Here is a 19782-nt window from a genome sequence, read left to right as displayed (position 1 = left end):
TTGAACCCGCCATAACCATTGCCCATTGGTTGGTTTCGTTTGATCGGAAGAAAGCTAACAACTGCATGATTTGGTATAAGTTTTCGTCTGAAATGGTCATGATTGGCCAAATCAACGCATTCCAATACCCTAGGAATGAGCTTATTCCAACTAGTACAAAAACGGGTAATGATAACGGAACAAAAATATGCCAATAAATCTTGAATCTTGACGCTCCATCAATTAATGCGGCTTCCTCTAATTCAGTTGGGATATTTAAATAAAACTGACGCATTAAAAACATATTTACCGCTGAAGCAATACCTGGAACAATTAAAACCGCCAGGGTGTTCAGCATGTGTAATTTTGCTACTACAATATACGATGGTATCAAGATGGCCATTCCTGGAATAAACATCGTAATGATACAATAGACAAATAGTGTATTTTTAAATGGAAAATCAAGTCTAGCAAACACATAAGCTGCCATTGAATTAACTAATAAAACAAGAATAGTAAAAATAACCGCTCCTAGTAATGTAATTAAAATCGAGCGGATAAACGCTTGATTTTCTAATAATTCGACATAATTTGAAACATCCCATTTAGATGGAAAGAATTTAAATGGATAGGATAAAACTTCTTTTTCCGGTTTAAAACCTGCAATCGCCATCCAAGCGAGGGGGAAAATGCACAATAGCGATACCACAACACCTATTATTATCTGGATTATTTTTTTCATATTAATATCACCTCGGGTTTAGCTATCCATCGATTTGGTTGAGTTGCCTAATTTAAATACAATCCCTGCTAATGCCCCTATCAATACAAAGAGCAGTAATGCTGAAGCGATTGTATAACCTAGGTAAGGATCGTTGATAAAGTGATTGTAAATAAACAAGTTAGGTGTCATCGTTGAATTTAGCGGCCCGCCCTTTGTCATGATAAACGGTAAGTCAAATTGTTGAATGGCTCCTGTTATCCCCACCACTATTACATACATAAAGATATTTCTAAGCAGTGGAATGGTAATGTACCACATTTTTTGAAATCCATTCGCACCGTCAATTTCTGCTGCTTCATAATAGGAACTTGGAATATCATTTAATCCCGACAACATAATAAGGGTTGTAAAACCAAAGCCAAGCCAGATAGCCGGAACTGAAATAGCGCCTAAAACAACCTTTACATCAATCAGCCAGGCTGTTTTTTCTAAGCCAAATAATCCGATGATATAGTTCGCAATCCCACCGTCAAAATCATAGATGAAAATGAAGATGATAGATGCAACAACACCCGAAATAACATACGGGATATAAATCGCTGATTTTATAAAGCCAGACAATTTTCCGCCTAAACTTTTGATTAGATTAGCAAACAAGAATGCTAATACAAATTGTGTTGGAACAACAATCAGTGCGAATTTAACCCCTGTCCAAATGGCTTTATAAAATAAATGATCTTTTAGTACCCGTTTAAAGTTAGTAAGCCCCACAAATATAGATTCCTTATAAAAACTCCATTCATAAAAACTTACAAATATCGCATAAATCAAAGGAATAACTACGAAACATGTTAATAACAAAACAATGGGAAGCAACATGATATAGGCTGTTTTTCGATCGTTTCGTTTTAAAATATATTTCTGATTCATTTTTTTCACCATCCTATGAAATTGGGAGTCTGAAATAGTATTTTCAGAACTCCCAATCACTTACTTAATTACCTTATTTCTTATTCGGGTTGGTACCAGCATAATTGTTATTTTTGATGTAATCATTAATTTCTTTTTCTGCTTGAGCAAGTGATTTATCAATATCTTCACCTTTTAGGTATACACGCTCTAAAGCATTAGCATATGACATACTGATATCCCATGCATAGATTGGTTCTGGAATAGCGTATGGTAAAACTTTCTCTTGGATCATTTTGCGCCATTCATCGTTTTTCGCAAACTCATTATCTTCCAATGCTGCATCTACAGATTTACGGCCTGTGAAGCTAGAGAACTTAGAAAGATTGAAGAAATCAACCATTACTTCTGGATCGCCTGCAAGCATATAATCAATAAATTGAGCAGCTTCTTTTGGATGTTTTGAATTTCCATCCACTACGAAAGTCCAGCCGCCAAGAGTAGCTGTTGTTTTCTTGTAATCACCATCTGGAGTTGGCAGTGGTGCTACACCAATGTTATCGACCACATCAGCATATTTGTTTCGTAACGCATCAAATACGAAAGATCCATTAAACATCATTGCTGTACGACCATCAACTAAAGGTTCAATTTCAGTATAAAGTCCCGGCATTTGTTTAGGGAAAATTTTCTCTTTGTATAAAGTATTCCAGAATTCAAATAGTTTTTTATTTCCTTCACTGTTTACAGTTGCTTTAGACCAGTCATCATTAATGGCTAATCCGCCCATCATCGCTTGCATTCCCCAATGAGACCAAGCCAAATCATCTGTTGTTCCAGCAGCTGTTAAACCATAATGCTTGTCGGTAGATAACTTCTTACCGTATTCAATTAACTCATCCCAAGTTTTAGGAGGGTTTTCTGGATCTAGACCAGCTTCCTTAAAGAAATCTTTACGGTATAAAAGAATGGAACCTGGTTCAGCGTTGAATGGGTAGGCATAATGCTTACCATTTACCGTAACCATTTTATTGGACCAATCGTAAAGATCATCCCATTTTGTTGCATCGATATATTCATCTAAAGCTTTGATTTTTCCTTGGTCTGCTGAATAAGCAATTTTACCATAGTTCATTGTCATAACGTCTGGGCCAGTACCAGCAGCTTGTGCAGCAGTAATCCTTTGATCCCATGCGTCACCAGCAATATAAGTCGCCTTTACAACAATTTTATCTTGAGACTCATTGAATTTATTGATCCATTTTTCGAAATAATCCTTTTTGCTGTCTCCCCATGAACACCAGAATTCAATAACGGTTTTTCCATCTTTTGTTTTTTCATTGGAAGAGGCTTTTTCTCCTCCTGGGCCTGTACCGCTGCATCCTGAAAGGATAGACGATAACACTATAATAGCCGCGAATAATAAACCAATGAATTTGTTCCGTTTTAATTGAGCTATCATTGACAATTCTCCCCTTTTATCTATTTTTTACAAGACTAAAAAATTATGAGGATCTAAGAAGATATCTGGCATTCTGTAAACGTTTTCACAAAAGATAATAATTCTTGCAGAAAACATTCAAAAGAAACTACCAAGTACTAAAAATTCCTCCTTTACGTTTTGCTGTTTTACTTCTAAAGTAATTATCGGTAATCGTTTACATACTTGATTTTATACCACTTTAAGATTTCTGACAAGTATTTTTTATAAAAAACTATTGTCAATCTTTTTACAAGTAATAATCCAATTAAGAACTAGAAATGAAGCTAGATTAAGTCCCCCTTTTTATCTAGCTCCGTATCCATTTTTTTCTATTCTACGAGTTTCTCCTTACTAAAAGGATTCTTTAAGACAATTCTCCCACCCTCTAATTCAACGCTTAGTTTGTTCCTATCACCTTTTGATTGAGACCACCCAATCCATTTCTTATGAGAGGAGCCATCGATAAGAAACCACCAAAATTTTCAAAAAAAAAAAAAAAAAATGTAAAGGAGAGTCCTTTACATTTTCTACCAACGCTTCAACTTACCCCATGCAGAAAAAATTAATAGTCAAAGCACTTCTTCATATCGTCTTCATTAAAGCCTAAAATATCTGCTAACGGTATGCGTTTGGCAACTGGCAAAATGATAGGATGATCTTTATGTGGTTCAGTTTGATACCAATATGCCGTACTAGAATAATCATCACTTCGATTATTATTGTGACCATGTTCAATTGAAACCTTGATCGACTTGTCAAACATGATCGGATCCTGGATATGGAAGCGATAGTAGGATACCTTTCCAGACCAGTTCGGACCACCGCCAAGAATGATGCCATGATATGGCGAATTATATTCCTGTGTAGGACACCAAGCTGTATTAAAATAATCCTCCATCCCTGTTCCATGTAAAGAAGGCGGCCATGGTTCACCATCGATGAAGATCATGTCATCCCCTTCACCATACCAGTTCCATTCTCGTGTCATACGCAGATTATGAATATTTAGATTACAGCCAACATAGTGGCCCTTACCTTCCGCCTCAAAGAAAACATAGTTTCCATCACCGGTTGTATTTTTTCCACCAAATTCGAAGAGCGCATTCGAAACTTCGTCTTTGATGCCGTCCGTTAATTCTCTTTTCCAGAGGGCATGGAAACGAAGTGGGCTATCAATTTCTTCATCATAGATTTCATGATCGATATAGAAATAGAATTTAATAGGGTCATCTGCATTATTCTCAATTTCAATGCGTGCCTGTTTGCCAAAAGGCATTGGGAAGAAACTATTTAATGAACGACCATCCTCTGGACTCATCGCTAATGGTGCAGAGCTAAAATTCCTAGTAATCCCATGGCCCATCCCAAAAAAGTCACCAATTGGGGCTTGAACGCTCGGGTTTGTTTCTCCGTCCCAATACATTCTGATGACAACCTTCCGATGTAGATACTCTTCTAATGTATCTTCAAGCGGCGCCATCGTCATCCAAATATGAGTGATGCAGCCAGAACCTGTAATATTACAAACATCCACTACATCTCCTGGATATACTTTAAGATAGTCACGGTTCCCACCAGTTGTATCATAGCTGGAAGCACGTTTGCTTTTTCCTTTTCTAGGTTTATATAAATCTCTTAATGAAGTTCCAATCATGGTACAATCCCTCCGATAATCAACTAATAAATTTGTCTTCTGATTCAATTGCGGCTAATTTTTCTAGTATTTTATATAAATTAAATAACTTCAAGCTCATCCTTGCCAGGCATTTTCGGGTATGGGTTATGCGGCTCTGCTTGATACCAATATGCCACAGAGGCAATATCATCTTGTAATGGCAAATATCTGCCTTCTGAACGCCAACCTAAGGCTTGTATCGTTACTTTTAGGTCTTCTTCAAAACGAATTGGGTCCATCACATGCCAACGATACATACCAAATCTTTGCTGACTGCGATATAGCCCGTCTGGTTTAATGACTTGATGCATCCCTAAATATGGTGTGGAGTATGTGCAATATTCACCCTTTGGCTGCTCCCAGTTCCAGGCTCCGCCAAAATAATCCTCTGTACCTGTTCCACAAATCGTTGGAAATTCCTTATCCCCATCCATGTAGAATTTAATTTCGCCTTCTCCCCACCAGCCACAGCTGTTCACTTGCCAAGCGATGTAGGTTCCGACATAATGACCATGCCCTTTCACCCCATCAATGATGGTATGTACATCCTTGTAGCTAACAGGGTTAGTACGATTCCATTGAGCATGGAAATAAGCAACATCATCAGGAATATCGGTCAATGTGTAATCCACTTGGTAATAAAGAATAATATCGTCATTTGAAATATTTTCAACAGTAATCTTTGCCGCTTTACGGAATGGCATTTCCCAGTAGCTATTCATTCCACCTGCTGGATTAACAGCGATCGGTAAGGAATTAACATTGCTGCGCTCACACCAGCCATTACAGAAGAAATCTCCAATCGGCGCTTCTACAGATGGATTTTCTTCTCCATCCCAATAGATACGGAAAATAAGTTTTCTCCATGTATCAGGGTGACATGTTAGCCAAATATGCTGTATCACTCCAGAATCATGAATTTCCGCCATTGTTAATGTCGATTGTTTATTTATTAGAACGGAAGGAGAGACTTTCCATCCTTGACCTAAATCTCTTGCACACGGAGCCCCCGTACCTTCGGTTGCCATTCCGCCCTTTCCCTTCTCACCGGTAAAATTCTCAGGACTAATCGAACGAGTTTTTGCATGTGATAAACGAGACAACTGACCTAAGCCCATACCAAAACCATTAAACATTATTGGTTCCTCCAATTTTTATTAATTTCAATTTTCCATTTCACCGATATAGCTATAAATAAAAAACAACCATACTATTCAAACTGCGTTTCCGATTAATCTCAATCGGGTTTGTGATCTGTATCGTTTCATAGGAGAGAATATAGAGCGTTTTCATTATAAGCTATTTTCTACCTGTAAACGATTACACAATAATATTATTACATACTATAGATATTTTTCAATATAAATCTCTCAACTTTTATATATTTTTTTGCAAGATTTCTAAATCAATATTAATTTGTTTTTTAGCCTTGAAATCCCAACAGTGATTTCGTACATTCAAGCTAAAATAAAGAGCACAAGTAAACTAATAACCTGACCATAAGTCTCGGTCAGGTTATTGGTTTCTCCCACCTATGGTGTTTTTATAATGGGAATTTCTCCAATCCGCAATTTAGCACTTCCATATGGAACCAATTCAATCATCTCTTCCGGCTCATGGGAGATCACCGGTCCAATCGGCGGCGTCCCTGCAGAATTGGTTTCAAGTGTCCACTCGGGAATTCGTCGTCCTTTAGCAATCAATTTTATTGGAGCAGCTTTAGCCAAAAATGGCTGTTTGGTCATTGGGGCACTTTCCACTCGGAAGGATTCATTTGGATTATTTACATTCAACGCTATTCCATAATTCCAAGCCGAAGCTGGGAAAACCTCCATATTAGGAAACATATCATTCCCGCCCCGTTTAATCCATGACTCTTCCACCGCTAAGGCATAAACAAGTGGCCCACGGTTAACTCCAACTGCATTATGTGCTCGATGTTCAAACTGGATCTCCATCGGCAGCTCTAATTCAATCCTGTCGCCTTTGTCCCATTCCCTTGTTATCGCTACATACCCATTCACAGCCTCGACCGCTCCGGCCAGTTGTCCATTTACCTTTATGACAGGATTAGAACACCACTGTGGAATTCGTAGTTTAATAGGGAAAGTAACCTTTTTTACAGGTTCTACAGACATCACAATTTTCTCATTAAAAGGGTATAAACTATCGACTTCTATCGATGTCTCAACACTATCAGCAACAACGGCCTTCACGTGACAAGGGGCATATGAAACAACAGCCAGTCCTTCATCTTCAGTTGCCATCCATAACTTCGAAACAAATTTTGGCCATCCTTGGTGCATATTGGCTGTACAGCAGCCAAAATTTGGCTCAAGTCCAAAGATATTTGAGTCATCCGCATTCTGTGTCCAATTCCGATGGGCAATGCTGCAGACTGCTTGATTTACCTGCTGGTCATATTGATGCCCTCGCCAATCTGGTGAAATAGTTGCCGGCAGGGCATTAAAGGCAACTTTTTCAAGAATATCTCCATATCGTCCTTCTCCATAGATCCGTACCAGATTCTCTAATGTATACATATATTCGACTACCGCACAAAGCTCTACCCCTTGACTCGGATGGGTTCCCGCCAGCCATTCATCCCCAGAAAACATCCCATGAACCTGGCCATGATAATTCATCAGGCTGGCGATTCCCTTTGAGGAGGCTGAAAAATCTGATTCATCTCCTGTTTGCACATAATAAAGAGCCGGATACTTAAGGCTCATCGCCACGTTGACAACATGGACGCGATGATCGAATTTCGTTTGATACCGCCAAAAAGGGAATTGTGTATAAATCTTTGTCCAATCAATCGTCTGTTTCCGGATGACATCGGATAATTCTAGTAACCAGTTCTCCCCAGTGCGATTATACAGCCATTGCAGGCATAAGAGATGTTCCCCGCCGCGTGCTTCTGCCCATTCTTGTAATGGCTGCGCTTCAATATGTTCACGTTGATAGTGAAAATATTTTTTCATAAACGGGATGACTCGTTCATCACCACTCACTTCTTCATACTGAATCAACACTTTTAACATAACGACCCGGCTCCACCAGTCATCATTTGTAACCGGGCCAAATTGGCCGTTTTCTTGCTGGCTATTTAACGTCCATTCCACCCACGGCCGCACCTTATTCATTAATGCCTCGTCCTTTAATAAATAGGCCAATGGCAGTAACCCATCAAGATAGTAGGGTCCTCGTTCCCAGCTTTCACCCGTTCCGCCGAGCCAGCCGCTATTTGGGCCGACATCATCCCAATGGTCACCAAGTTTTCCGGTAAACCCTTCTGCTTGGATTTCTAATTGATTGCGAATCCAGCCTCTTGGTTCAATAGCGCCTAAAGGTAATTCTAGGAATGGTGTGCTTCGTAAAGGTTTTTGATTCTGAATATAGGTTGTCACTATAGTCACCCCGCCAATTATTTTGAAACTGCTTATCTAAAATTTTATATGGTATACTTTTGTAAAAAAACTTAGTTTTTAAACTAGTTTTTATCCAATTTAAACTAAACAGTTAGCAGGGACCCCTATGAAACATTTTGAGTTTAGCGTTCCGCCGCTCCCGCATTATATAATGAGTGGGGAAGATACCTACGTTCCACAACAGGCACATCCCAATCGCAGAAATATTAACGTTTTTGATTTAATAGCCGTGACAAAAGGGGAATTGTTTATCGGTGAAGAGGATGGGGCCGAATGGGCCATTGGGCCAGGACAAACGCTGATCCTACGACCTGACAAGTACCATTATTCCTTAAAGCCGTGTCAATCGGAAACCCATTTTTATTGGGTTCATTTTCAGACAAAAGGGACATGGCAGGAATTAGATGATTATGAAGGGGACACACTGGCGCTCCACCATTTTCCAATTCCCCCTTTTCATCAAAGTGACCTTTTTAGGATTTCCTTGCCACGTGTTTGTACTTTAACGAATAAGGTCGATTTTTTTGAAAAAATTCAGAAGCTCATCCTACTGTCGAAACAACCTTCGCTAACAGCAAGATGGCAGGAGCAAACGCTTTTTCAAGAATGGTTGATACAATTGCATGGAGAGCAAAAGCCAAGGGTACATTCCTCCGTCATTCAGGTTGCCGAGAAAGCAGCCCACTATTTGCAGCAAAACTATCACAAGGCGATTACTAACGAAAAGCTTAGTACCGAATTGAATTTTCATCCTGTTTATATCACAAGATGTATGAAGCAGGTGTATGGATGCACGCCACAGGAGTATGTAAAAAAATATCGTATTGAGCAAGCAAAGATTCATCTACTAAACTCAGAAAGATCGATTGGTGAAATCTCAGAAATGGTTGGTTTTTCAACCAGTCAGTACTTTACCCGTTCCTTTTCTCAACAAATGAAAATAACTCCACTTAAATTTAGACAGCAATACCGATAAACCCTGCAGCTATTCATGCTGCAGAGTTTATCCTCTTCATTTGAGATCCGTTATTTTTGCAGAAAATCCGTCACACTCTTCAGGAAAAGCTCTGGCTCTTCTACTTGTGGGGCATGGCCTGAGTTCGTAAATTCAATGAAAGACGCTTGAGGGATTAGGGCGGCAATCTCCATTCCACGTTCAGGTGGATTCAACCCATCATACCTGCCACTAATAATAAGGGTATCCGCTGTTACCTCACCAAGCTTTGGCCGAAAGTCGAAACCTTCTAATGCTTTATTCGCAGCTGCTAGCTGTGCTGGGGTTAGCTGAATTTCATCAGGACCAGCATCCTCCATTGCTTTAAGCAAGGCCGGAATGTTGTGAAAGCTTCGTGTAAATAGAAACTGCTGCTGTTCTTCCTCCGTTAATCCACGTAACTCCTCAGCAAACCGGGCGACCATTTCTTGTGAGGAGGAGATTTCCCCATGGGCCTTTGCAACCACCAGGATCAGCTTGTCAACAAGCTCTGGCCGTTGTGTTGCTATACCTTGTGCCACATAGCTCCCCATGGAGGAACCAAGGATGCTCACTCTTTCAATCTTAAGGTACTTCAAAAGGTTCATCACATCTTGAACATGATCTTCAAGACGATATTCTAATGGCTTGTCAGATTTCCCGTGCCCCCGCAGATCTACTGCAAGAACACGAAAGTTCTCTTTAAAATGGGCTATTTCATTCTTAAACATCGTTACACTTGCTGCCAAGCCATGAATGTGTAGTAAAGGGGTACCCTTTCCTTCATCAACGTAGTGGAGCTGAATTCCATTCGATGTAAATGTAGGCATCTCCAGCCCTCCCATCAATTTTTGTGATCAACGAACTTTTAGCTTTTCCACTAATTGTTCCATTCGCTGATGTGCATAATCATAGATTTGTAGATAACTCTGGCAAAAATAATCGCGATCAACCGCCTGCTTTTCCTCATCCCAGACTCTGTTTCGTGGACAGCCCCCATGGCATAGATTTAAATACTGACAGCCCTTACATTTTTCTGGTAGTGCGGGCTTCATTTCCAGAAATTCTGAATAGATTTCACTATTAAGAATCTCTGATAATGGATCGATTCCGACATTCCCAAGCTTATAGTCCTCACTGATATAGAAGTCGCACGGATAGGCATCCCCATTTTGTTCTAAAACCAATGTTTTAGGACATGTTTGCCGGTGAATACATAATTCAGCCTCACTATTAAAATAAACACTTGCCATGTTATCAAAGAATCGCACCGACATGTTTGGGCTGCCATTGTTGTACCAAACATCAAAGGCTTCACAGAGAAACTTTCCGTATTCTTCAGGGGTTATGACATACTTGCCCGCTTTATCCGTTTCCTGAGAGCGGAAATCCATACATGGAATAAACTGTACATGTGTAAAGCCTTCCCGTTCATAAAATTCCATTAATTCTTTGGCTTTTCCGACATTATGCTCATGAATAACCGTTAGAATGTTAAAATCAACTTGATGTTTTCGCAAATGCTCAATGCCCGTCATCACACGATCATAACTGCCTAGACCATGCCCTGTAACCCGTCTAGCATCATTTATATGCTTAGGTCCATCCAGACTAACCCCAATTAAAAACTGAAATTGCTTAAAAAACTTGGCCCATTCATCAGTGAGGAGCGTCGCATTCGTTTGTAGTGCATTACTAATCATGGTATGTTTCGGTGCATATTTTGCCTGCAAGCTGACTACCTCTTTGAAAAAATCAAGGCCGGCAAGTAGCGGCTCCCCACCTTGCCAGGCAAAGGACGCAAATCCTGTTGTCATGCCCATATATTCCTTGATAAATTTTTCAAGAATTCTAGTATCGATCCGTTCAATTTTGTCTGGCTGCCCACCACAGCGGCTATAGTAGCAATAATCACAAGCGAGATTACAAGCCTCTGATACGGTTTTCCACATGACACTAACAGGACCATGATTATTCGTTGTTAAACATCCTTGCCCCACTTCACATACCCCATTTACTATTTCGATTACACCACTTCAGGTTCATTGGACGCCTTTACCTCCGCATGCAGTAATCTCTCCCTTTTGGTTGGCAGATTATCTCGTTCATCGTCCGCTACACGGGCATGGAGCATCAGCTCAAACAACTCCCTGCGCAAATCTAGATGCTCGGGACTATGGTATAAATTATCTAACTCCTGTGGATCTTCTTTAAGGTTATACATCTCTCCATCTTTAAAGTGAGAATTATACCAAAGCTTATAGTCTTTCGTCCGGATCCCCATTGTGCCGTGTCCATCAGCCAGGGTTACATAATCTCTAACAGGTAGCCCTTGTTTAATCGACGGGACTAAAGAATGACCGGGCAGGGTAACATCCGGCGCTAATCCCATTAGTTCAAACAAAGTAGGCATAAAATCAACACTTGACGCTAAGGTGTCCACAGTCTCCCCCGCTTTATACCCGTCTGGAAATCGAATCATAAATGGAACGCGAACCTCTGACTCATATGCCGTTGCTGCTTTATTAAAAATCCCGTGTTCACCAAGTAATTCCCCATGATCAGCCGCAAAAATAACCAAAGTATTCTCTAATAAATCTTTTTCCTTCAGTTTGTTTGTGATCATCCCTAGACAGTCATCGACCATTTTCAATAAACAATAATGTCCAGCAATCCCCTTTTTGATCATCTCATCAGTAATGTTACCAAATTTACTTTTAAATAGTTCATAGCGCTTCCGGTATGCTTCTGATTTTGTCTCATATTCATTCGGATCACGGTTTTCTGGTAAAGAGACATCTTCTGGTTTACAATAATCCAGATATTTCGCTGGCATCACATAGGGCTCGTGTGGGGCATGGAACCCTATGAACAGGGCGAATGGATCACTATCATTCAATCTTTCTATCGCATCGCAAGCACGCCTTGCAACATGAATATCATAGTAGTTTTCTTCCTGTTCTGGAGTTGCGGCCGGTTCAAAATGATTCCAGCCATCTTGGTCACCAAAGGATTTCCCAACTGGTACCTGGATATGAAAGCTGCCAGCATGAATCATATGTGTTTTGCCTACAGAAACACATCTGTACCCATACTCCCTCAACAGTGACATCCAGGTGGTTTCATCTTCCGTGCTAAACTTAACATTACCACTCACCCCAATTTTCCATGGGTGTCTACCTGTTAAAAATGTATGTCTCGAGGGAACACATGGAGAGGCTGCAGTGAAAAAATTTCCAAATTGAATAGATTCACTGCGAAGCCTTTCCATATTAGGATAATCCGCATACTGTTGCCGTTCTGGCCCAATTGAGTCTGCCCGCTGTTGGTCTGTCATGATAAAAATAACATTCATTTTCTTACTCATTTCCATCACTCTCCATTCGCCACTTTTAAAAATCCCCTACAGAAAGAGGAGGCAGTCTCATGAATCACTGCCTCCTTGTTCACTTAGATGGATACTTTTCCACCAATCATTTTTTTCACTTTTGCTACAATGTTTTCAACGGTAAAACCATATTCCTCCATGATTTTATTACCTGGTGCAGAGGCACCGAAATGGTCGATTCCAATGATTTCACCTTCATCACCCGTGTAGCGATCCCAGCCCATCGTTGCAGCCATTTCGACCGCAAGACGTTTTTTTAGATGTTTCGGTAAGACACTTTCTTTGTACGCTTTTGACTGTTTTTCAAATCGATCCCAGGATGGCATGCTAATGACTGAAACATAGATACCGGTCTGTTCTAACTGTTTTTGTGCCTCGATGGCAAGACTGACTTCCGATCCTGATGCGAGAAGTAAACCTTCTGGATTTTGATTGGAAGCTGCTGATATTACATAGGCACCCTTCTCGACGCCATCGTACACCTTAACTGTTGGAGCATCGATAGTTGGTAAGGCTTGACGTGTTAAGACTAGAACCGTTGGTGCATCCGAGCTTTCGACTGCCAATTTCCAAGCTGCAGCTGTCTCATTGGCATCACCCGGACGGATAATACTGACTCCTGGCATCGCCCGTAATGCCGGCAGCTGCTCAATTGGTTCATGTGTTGGACCATCTTCACCGACGGCAATACTGTCATGCGTAAACACATAGGTAACTGGGAGTTTCATTAACGCTGATAAACGAATGGCTGGGCGGACATAATCAGAAAAGACAAAGAAGGTTCCGCCATAGACTTTAAGTCCTCCATGTAATGCCATCCCATTTAACATACAGCCCATGGCAAATTCTCTTACGCCAAACCAAATATTTCGTCCACTATAGTCTTGATGGGAAAAATCATTCTCAGCATTCATCCTCGTATTATTGGAACCGGCTAAATCGGCTGATCCCCCAAATAGCTGTGGTACGTGCTTGCTGATTTCATTGATGACCTTCCCAGAAGAGGCGCGAGTTGCTAGTGCAGCATTTTCATGATCAAAGATAGGAAGTGCTGCCTCCCAATTCTCAGGAAGCTTCCCGGCCATCGCCAATTCAAGTTCTAAGGCTAACTGTGGATAGCTTGCTTTATATTTAGCAAGCATGTGATTCCATGCTGTTTCTTTTTCCACACCAACCTCTAAAACAGCCGCTTTAAAATGTTGATAGACTTCCTCAGGAACATAGAATTCTTCCTGATATGGCCACTCATAAAATGCTTTAGTTAATGCCGTTTCCGCTTTCCCTAGTGGGGAACCGTGAGAATCGGATTTTCCACTTTTATTAGGTGAACCATAACCAATCACCGTTCTCACTTCAATTAGTGTTGGTCGATGTACATCGGCCCTTGCTTCTCTTAATGCCTGTTCAATTTCTTCAACATTATTGCCGTCATTCACGCGAACATACTGCCAACCATATGATTCAAAGCGTTTTTCTACATTTTCACTAAACGATTTATTTAAGTCGCCATCTAAAGAGATATCATTTGAATCATACAAAACAATTAATCTTCCAAGCTTTAAGTGCCCAGCTAAGGATGCTGCCTCGGAAGAAACGCCTTCCATTAAATCGCCATCCCCACAAATGGAATAGGTAAAATGATCAACAAGATTAAATTGTTCTTTATTATATTTGGCAGCCAAGTGTCGCTCCGCCATTGCCATCCCTACTGCCATCGAGAAACCTTGTCCTAGTGGCCCCGTTGTTGCCTCCACGCCAGGTGTATGACCATATTCAGGATGGCCCGGTGTTTTACTTCCCCACTGCCGGAAATGTTTAAGATCGTCAAGGGATAGATCATAACCCGATAAATGTAATAAACTATATAAAAGCATCGAACCATGCCCCGCAGATAATACAAAGCGGTCGCGATTAAACCAGTTTGGATTGGCTGGATTTTGTTTCATAAATTTTGTCCATAAGGTATACGCCATTGGCGCAGCACCCATAGGCATCCCTGGGTGTCCAGAGTTAGCCCTCTCAATAGCATCAATCGCTAGTGCGCGGATTGTTTTAATTGATAAATCAGTCGTTACATTTCCCATCATAATCCTCCTTCATTCAGTACAGCTAATTTAATTTGATCATTTTTTTCTATAAGAACGGTCTCAAATGAATGGCCAGATTCTGACCATTGAACCATTTTCTCAGCTAATTCAAGTGCCTGGACACGGTCTCTGACTGATGGGTTTCCCCCGATACACTGTGCTTCTTCAATCATGACGGAGCGAAAATCCACCTGTAAATCTACTGAAAGTTGCTCTTTCATTACATCTTCGTTAATGGCTTCATTCAATAACAAAAGTGCATAGTTGCTTCCCTCTTGATATTTGTCGATCAAATTCCTCGTGATTTGTTGTATTTCCGCCTTTGATCCAACTTCGATATAGTCACATTCAAGTGCCGTTGCTGCAGTTTTTAAGAAGACACCTGCTGTTTCGCCAGGAATCTTTATCAGAAATAGCCGTTTATTAGCGAATACCAATGAACCCGCTGTATCTTTGACTTTATAGATACTATTGACCACTTCATTTAAGGCACTGTCAAAGCCTAATGGATACAGATTCAGATCTTGTTCATTAAAGAGATTGATCGGGATTAGGAGAATCCGGCAGGTGAAGTTTCCACTTAGAAAATCGTAATCTCCTATTTCTTTTTCATTACAAAATACGAATAGGATATCGTGGTTCTCCGCTATATATGCATGATACTCTAGCAAATTGGAATAAGTTATAGAACAAAGACTTGTTCCTTGTTCCAAGTCTTTGAACACGATTTCTTCTACCGGGGAGTTATGGAACCCCTTCGTTTGAATCCCGGTTACAATCGTATTCACTTGCTTTTGTAAGCAATAGACTAAACGATCAATCACGACACTAACAGCTTGTGGAATCGTCCCCACTTTTACAACACCTATTTTTTTCAATATATATTCGCCTCTCTTTTTCGCCCTTTTCTATTATCATGGATAACAATATGTAGGGTATTACTGTGTGTAATCGATTACACATATAATATAACGTTTACCATTTTATTTCAACACCTTTCCATTTTTAAGCACCTTAAAAATACCAACTGACGTGGCTGATAAAACTGGAGTTCCATTTGATAGATAAAATCCACTAACACACATCTCTTGGAATACAAAAACGGCACCATGCATTCTGCATGGTGCCTGACACCCTTTATACTCTATATACTATTCATACATTATTAAACGAGCTTTTTCTTTTGTCCTGCTTTGCTTGGTGCTTGTTCCCATGCTTCAACATTTTTTAGTCCTTCAATGTTGGAAGTATAGAATACCGGGTTTTGTCCGTTTGCTTTTTGAGCCTTATAATCTTTAAGTGCTGAAAAGGCAATTTTCCCAAGAAGAATGACGGCAATTAAGTTAATGATTGCCATTAATCCCATGAAGAGATCTGCCACGCTCCAGACAAAACTTAATTCTGCGAGTGAGCCGAACACAACCATTCCGACAACAGCCACACGGTAAATAGAGAGGAAAGCCTTATTGTTTTTAATAAATTCAATATTGGATTCACCATAGTAGTAATTCCCAACTACTGAGCTGAACGCAAATAAGAAGACGATAAAGGTAAGGAAAATACCTGCCCATGAGCCTAATGAACCTTCAAGAGCATTTTGCGTTAAAATAATTCCATTTCCTTCTTTCGACGTATACAGACCGGATAAAAGAATAATAAAAGCGGTTGAACTACAAATGACAAGGGTATCTACAAATACGCCTAGTGACTGAATAAGACCTTGTTTAACAGGATGGCTGACTTCCGCTGTTGCCGCGGCATTCGGTGCACTCCCCATACCTGCTTCGTTTGAAAACAAACCACGTTTAATTCCGTTCATCATCGCAGCACCCATTGCTCCACCGGCGACTTCTTTAATGCCAAAGGCACTTTCAAAAATCAACTTAAACACGCCAGGAATAGCGGTTATGTTTGTTACCATAATGTATAAGGCGATGAGGATATACGCTCCAGCCATGACCGGCACCATCCATTCGGCCACTTTGGCAATTCGTTTCAATCCGCCAAAGATGATAACAGCTGTCACAATTGCCAATACGACAGCAATCAAAGTCTTATCAATGCCAAATGAATTGTTTAACGAGCTTGTAATTGTATTTGCCTGAACTGAGTTAAAGGCAAGTCCAAAAGTTAATGAAATTAGGACCGCAAAGGTAACACCCATCCAACGGGCATTTAATGCTTTTTCCATATAATAAGCAGGGCCACCACGGTAGGTGTCTCCGTCTTTCACCTTATAAATTTGAGCTAACGTACTTTCCACAAAGGCAGATGCTGATCCAATTAAAGCAATTAACCACATCCAAAAGACGGCTCCTGGGCCACCCGTGGTAATGGCAATCGCAACTCCTGCTAGGTTCCCCGTTCCCACTCGTGAAGCGGTACTGATACAAAAGGCTTGAAAAGAGGATATCCCTTTCTTATCGCCTGTTGCACCCTCGCCCATTAAGCGAAACATTTCTCCTAGCATCCTGAATTGAACAAATTTTGTTCTGATAGTAAAATATAAACCCGATCCAACTAATATGATGATAAGTACGTAGGACCAAAGGAATGTATTTGCTCCATTTACAAAACTTTCAATTATTTTCATTCAATCATCCCCTTCTATTTTTTGATATACTGATATAATTTATCAAATGAACGGAAAAACATCAATGTATGAATCTTCCAAAAATAAATTTTTGTATCTTAATTACAGTGGTAACAGTATTAAACCTACATTCATTATTTACTTTTCAATCACAAACAAAAGATATTTTTTAAAAATTCCATATAAGCGTAATATTGTAAAAAATATTCGTTATATTCAATAATTTTATGTAAAATAGGAATATGGACTCCAACAAGTCATGCCTATTAAAACAATCAACTACTGTAATGATATTTTTTCAGGAAGGGATTTAACGATAATGCTAAAAGCAAGGTTATACGATAGTACACTTTTCATAATTGCCTTGGTGATAGCTTTTGGTTCATCCAGTGTTTTGGTTGATCACACCACCTTTATGAAAGCGCTGTTTGTGTTTTGGTTTTTCGCCAGTATGTACTTTCGTCTACGCGTATTCTATAAAAACGGCAGTACGAATATTGAGTATGGCATCAGTTATTCTTTGTCCATGGTTCTATTTGCCGGACCGCTCGGACTGTTTATATATGAAGCGGTTTATCGATTTATCGTCTATTCTTATCGAAAATGGACCAAAACTGCCGATCCAAGCGAATTTACTGATACTCTTTATAATATCGGTTGTTTTGTCATAACAAATTCACTGGCCTTTTTTCTTTTCCAATACCTTCATGAGAGTTTTCAGGCATTCCCATTTGGCTACTGGATTTTATTTTTTTTATTAGTATGCCTATCTTCATACATTTCAGGTACCCTCATGGTCATTGTCTTTGTTATTTTAGGCGAGCTCCGATCATTTCAAGAAGGAATTAATTTTATTTTTAAGAGTGTTAGCATGCTTGATTATGGAAAGGCAGCCCTTACGAACGGTCTATTGCTTATTTCCCTTCGTGAGGAAAGATGGGACATGCTTATTAGTATCTTTTTACTGAATTATGTTGTTAGCAGTTCGTTCTATTCGAAGTCTCAAAGCATTCAGAATAAAATCGAGCGAGATCAGTTCGAGCAAATGGCCTATACCGACTTTTTGACTGGTGTCTATAATCGGACCTTTATGGATAAAAAAATGAGCGAGTTAAATCAAACAGGCGTGTGTGTTGGAATTGTTGTTTGTGACATTGATAAATTTAAGCGCATTAACGATAGTTACAATCATGCAGTCGGTGATAAGGTGATTCAGCATTTCGCTACTACTCTAAAAAACTATCTTGAGAAGGAAGACTATTTATTTAGAAGTGGTGGGGAGGAATTCACGCTCTGTCTCCAGAACAGAAATTATGATCAAACGATGAATGTAATTAGTCAGATTTCTACCGATTTAGAACGCCACATAGTCACTGTTGAGTTCAACGGGGAGGAAATCTTGATTTCCTATACGGCCTCATTCGGTCTGTATTTCTATAAGGTCGATAAGCAGGTTCCCATGGAAAAAGCTTATATCATGGCAGACCAATTAATGTTCAAATCCAAACAGCTCGGCAGAAACAGAGTAACCGGAATAAACGGCTTACTAAGCAAAGAAGTAGTTTAAAACAAGAAGCAGTCCAACCTCTGATCAGGTGGACCGCTTCTTGTTCTCGGGGTGTCATCTCGCGGTGTCAGGCACCACAAAAAGACAGTGTCTTCCCACAGTGGACACTTCAGATGATCACTTTTTGCCCGCTTTCTTAGGATATTCGTTTAAGATGTTTGAATTGACCTTTTGATAGGACAGATTTCTCTAGGCGATGTGCCATCATTCCGGCTAATACTGCTAATATTAGATCCTTTGGCAATGGAGGGAGCATCCATAACCATGCCATTTTGTATGTAAATCCTTCTGGTGCAGCTGCCCATAGTTTATAGGCATAATACATCCAATTTGTTCCGAAAAGGTAATTAACCACCATCCCAATTAGGGATGCGATAATGAAGGTTGCCAAGCTTTTATTCTTCTCAACCATTTTTCCAATGATAAAGGCAATCAGAATATAAGAAATAATAAAGCCAAATGTTGGTCGGATAATAATCGAGAGTCCACCATAAAAATCAGCAAATACCGGAACCCCCACTAATCCTACTAACATATAGACGATCATAGCAATGGAACCTAATCGGCTGCCCAAAATGGCCCCTGCTAAAATAGCAAAAAAAGTCTGTAACGTAATCGGTACTCCTCCAACATGTAAAAATGGTGCAATCGTGGCAATATTTGCTCCAATGGCCATTAAGGCGACAAACATCCCTGCCATTGTCATATCTAATGCCCTAAACTTCATCCTCATCATCTCCCATCCTCATTTACTCTCATATATCTAAAATAAAGGGTAGGAATATCTATTGTCAACTAAAATGTATATTCGGTTAACAATAAGATCATTATCTAGATATCACTTATTGATGGTCGATGCTAGCTCCATGAGCGAACCCATCTTAAAAAAACATGGCTTCATCTGCCTGGCACGGTCAACTCCCTGTCTATCACCCCAAAAGATATAGTTTGCTAAAAAAAGAGTGTCAGGCAC

At 39.9% G+C, this 19782-nt stretch carries 15 protein-coding genes; 2 read left to right on the top strand and 13 right to left on the bottom strand.

Annotation, left to right across the window (positions count from 1 at the left end; all coding sequences use genetic code 11):
• From TY15_RS20520 to TY15_RS20495, 6 genes are all read right to left on the bottom strand, one after another.
• A partial coding sequence (locus TY15_RS20520) for a carbohydrate ABC transporter permease (protein ID WP_042375405.1) occupies nucleotides 1-721 on the bottom strand: 721 nt, incomplete at its 3' end.
• A gap of 18 nt (nucleotides 722-739) precedes the next feature.
• Nucleotides 740-1633 (bottom strand): carbohydrate ABC transporter permease, encoded by an 894-nt coding sequence (locus TY15_RS20515; RefSeq protein ID WP_096911846.1) that lies wholly within the window; start codon nucleotides 1631-1633, stop codon nucleotides 740-742.
• A 73-nt stretch (nucleotides 1634-1706) separates the two neighbouring features.
• Complete coding sequence (locus TY15_RS20510) at nucleotides 1707-3074, bottom strand: ABC transporter substrate-binding protein (RefSeq protein ID WP_042375402.1); 1368 nt, start codon at nucleotides 3072-3074, stop codon at nucleotides 1707-1709.
• Nucleotides 3075-3657: 583 nt separating this feature from the next.
• Nucleotides 3658-4749: a glycoside hydrolase family 172 protein gene (locus TY15_RS20505; RefSeq protein WP_040205227.1), complete on the bottom strand. Its 1092-nt coding sequence runs from the start codon at nucleotides 4747-4749 to the stop codon at nucleotides 3658-3660.
• 80 nt (nucleotides 4750-4829) lie between these two features.
• Complete coding sequence (locus TY15_RS20500; protein WP_040205228.1) at nucleotides 4830-5906, bottom strand: glycoside hydrolase family 172 protein; 1077 nt, start codon at nucleotides 5904-5906, stop codon at nucleotides 4830-4832.
• 396 nt (nucleotides 5907-6302) lie between these two features.
• Nucleotides 6303-8180, bottom strand: a complete 1878-nt coding sequence (locus TY15_RS20495; protein ID WP_244440972.1) for a beta-L-arabinofuranosidase domain-containing protein — start codon at nucleotides 8178-8180, stop codon at nucleotides 6303-6305.
• A 127-nt stretch (nucleotides 8181-8307) separates the two neighbouring features.
• On the opposite strand from TY15_RS20495, the gene TY15_RS20490 reads away from it, so the two are divergent.
• Nucleotides 8308-9177, top strand: a complete 870-nt coding sequence (locus TY15_RS20490) for a helix-turn-helix domain-containing protein (RefSeq protein ID WP_040205230.1) — start codon at nucleotides 8308-8310, stop codon at nucleotides 9175-9177.
• Nucleotides 9178-9227: 50 nt separating this feature from the next.
• On the opposite strand, the gene TY15_RS20485 is transcribed toward TY15_RS20490, so the two are convergent.
• The 6 genes from TY15_RS20485 to TY15_RS20460 all read right to left on the bottom strand — a co-directional run bounded on the left by TY15_RS20485 (nucleotide 9228) and on the right by TY15_RS20460 (nucleotide 17242).
• Complete coding sequence (locus TY15_RS20485) at nucleotides 9228-10004, bottom strand: alpha/beta fold hydrolase (RefSeq protein ID WP_040205231.1); 777 nt, start codon at nucleotides 10002-10004, stop codon at nucleotides 9228-9230.
• Nucleotides 10005-10031: 27 nt separating this feature from the next.
• On the bottom strand, nucleotides 10032-11174 hold the full coding sequence (locus TY15_RS20480; protein WP_040205479.1) for an anaerobic sulfatase maturase: 1143 nt from the start codon (nucleotides 11172-11174) through the stop codon (nucleotides 10032-10034).
• A 26-nt stretch (nucleotides 11175-11200) separates the two neighbouring features.
• Nucleotides 11201-12541 (bottom strand): sulfatase-like hydrolase/transferase, encoded by a 1341-nt coding sequence (locus tag TY15_RS20475; protein WP_040205233.1) that lies wholly within the window; start codon nucleotides 12539-12541, stop codon nucleotides 11201-11203.
• 83 nt (nucleotides 12542-12624) lie between these two features.
• On the bottom strand, nucleotides 12625-14646 hold the full coding sequence (tkt, locus tag TY15_RS20470; RefSeq protein WP_040205234.1) for a transketolase: 2022 nt from the start codon (nucleotides 14644-14646) through the stop codon (nucleotides 12625-12627).
• Nucleotides 14646-15527: a 6-phosphofructokinase gene (locus TY15_RS20465; protein ID WP_040205235.1), complete on the bottom strand. Its 882-nt coding sequence runs from the start codon at nucleotides 15525-15527 to the stop codon at nucleotides 14646-14648. The genes tkt and TY15_RS20465 overlap by 1 nt, the downstream gene beginning before the upstream one ends.
• A gap of 287 nt (nucleotides 15528-15814) precedes the next feature.
• Complete coding sequence (locus TY15_RS20460; RefSeq protein WP_040205237.1) at nucleotides 15815-17242, bottom strand: alanine/glycine:cation symporter family protein; 1428 nt, start codon at nucleotides 17240-17242, stop codon at nucleotides 15815-15817.
• Nucleotides 17243-17561: 319 nt separating this feature from the next.
• Between TY15_RS20460 and TY15_RS20455 the strand changes: the two genes are divergently transcribed.
• The gene (locus TY15_RS20455; RefSeq protein WP_040205239.1) at nucleotides 17562-18809 is read left to right on the top strand and encodes a GGDEF domain-containing protein; all 1248 of its coding nucleotides are present in this window, start codon (nucleotides 17562-17564) and stop codon (nucleotides 18807-18809) included.
• 136 nt (nucleotides 18810-18945) lie between these two features.
• On the opposite strand, the gene TY15_RS20450 is transcribed toward TY15_RS20455, so the two are convergent.
• Complete coding sequence (locus TY15_RS20450) at nucleotides 18946-19542, bottom strand: biotin transporter BioY (protein ID WP_040205240.1); 597 nt, start codon at nucleotides 19540-19542, stop codon at nucleotides 18946-18948.
• Nucleotides 19543-19782: the final 240 nt, after the last annotated feature.

Source organism: Neobacillus jeddahensis (assembly GCF_000612625.1).
Lineage (GTDB): Bacteria > Bacillota > Bacilli > Bacillales > Cytobacillaceae > Neobacillus > Neobacillus jeddahensis.
Note: the sequence above shows the minus strand (reverse complement) of the source record. Positions and strands in the feature narration are given on the sequence as shown.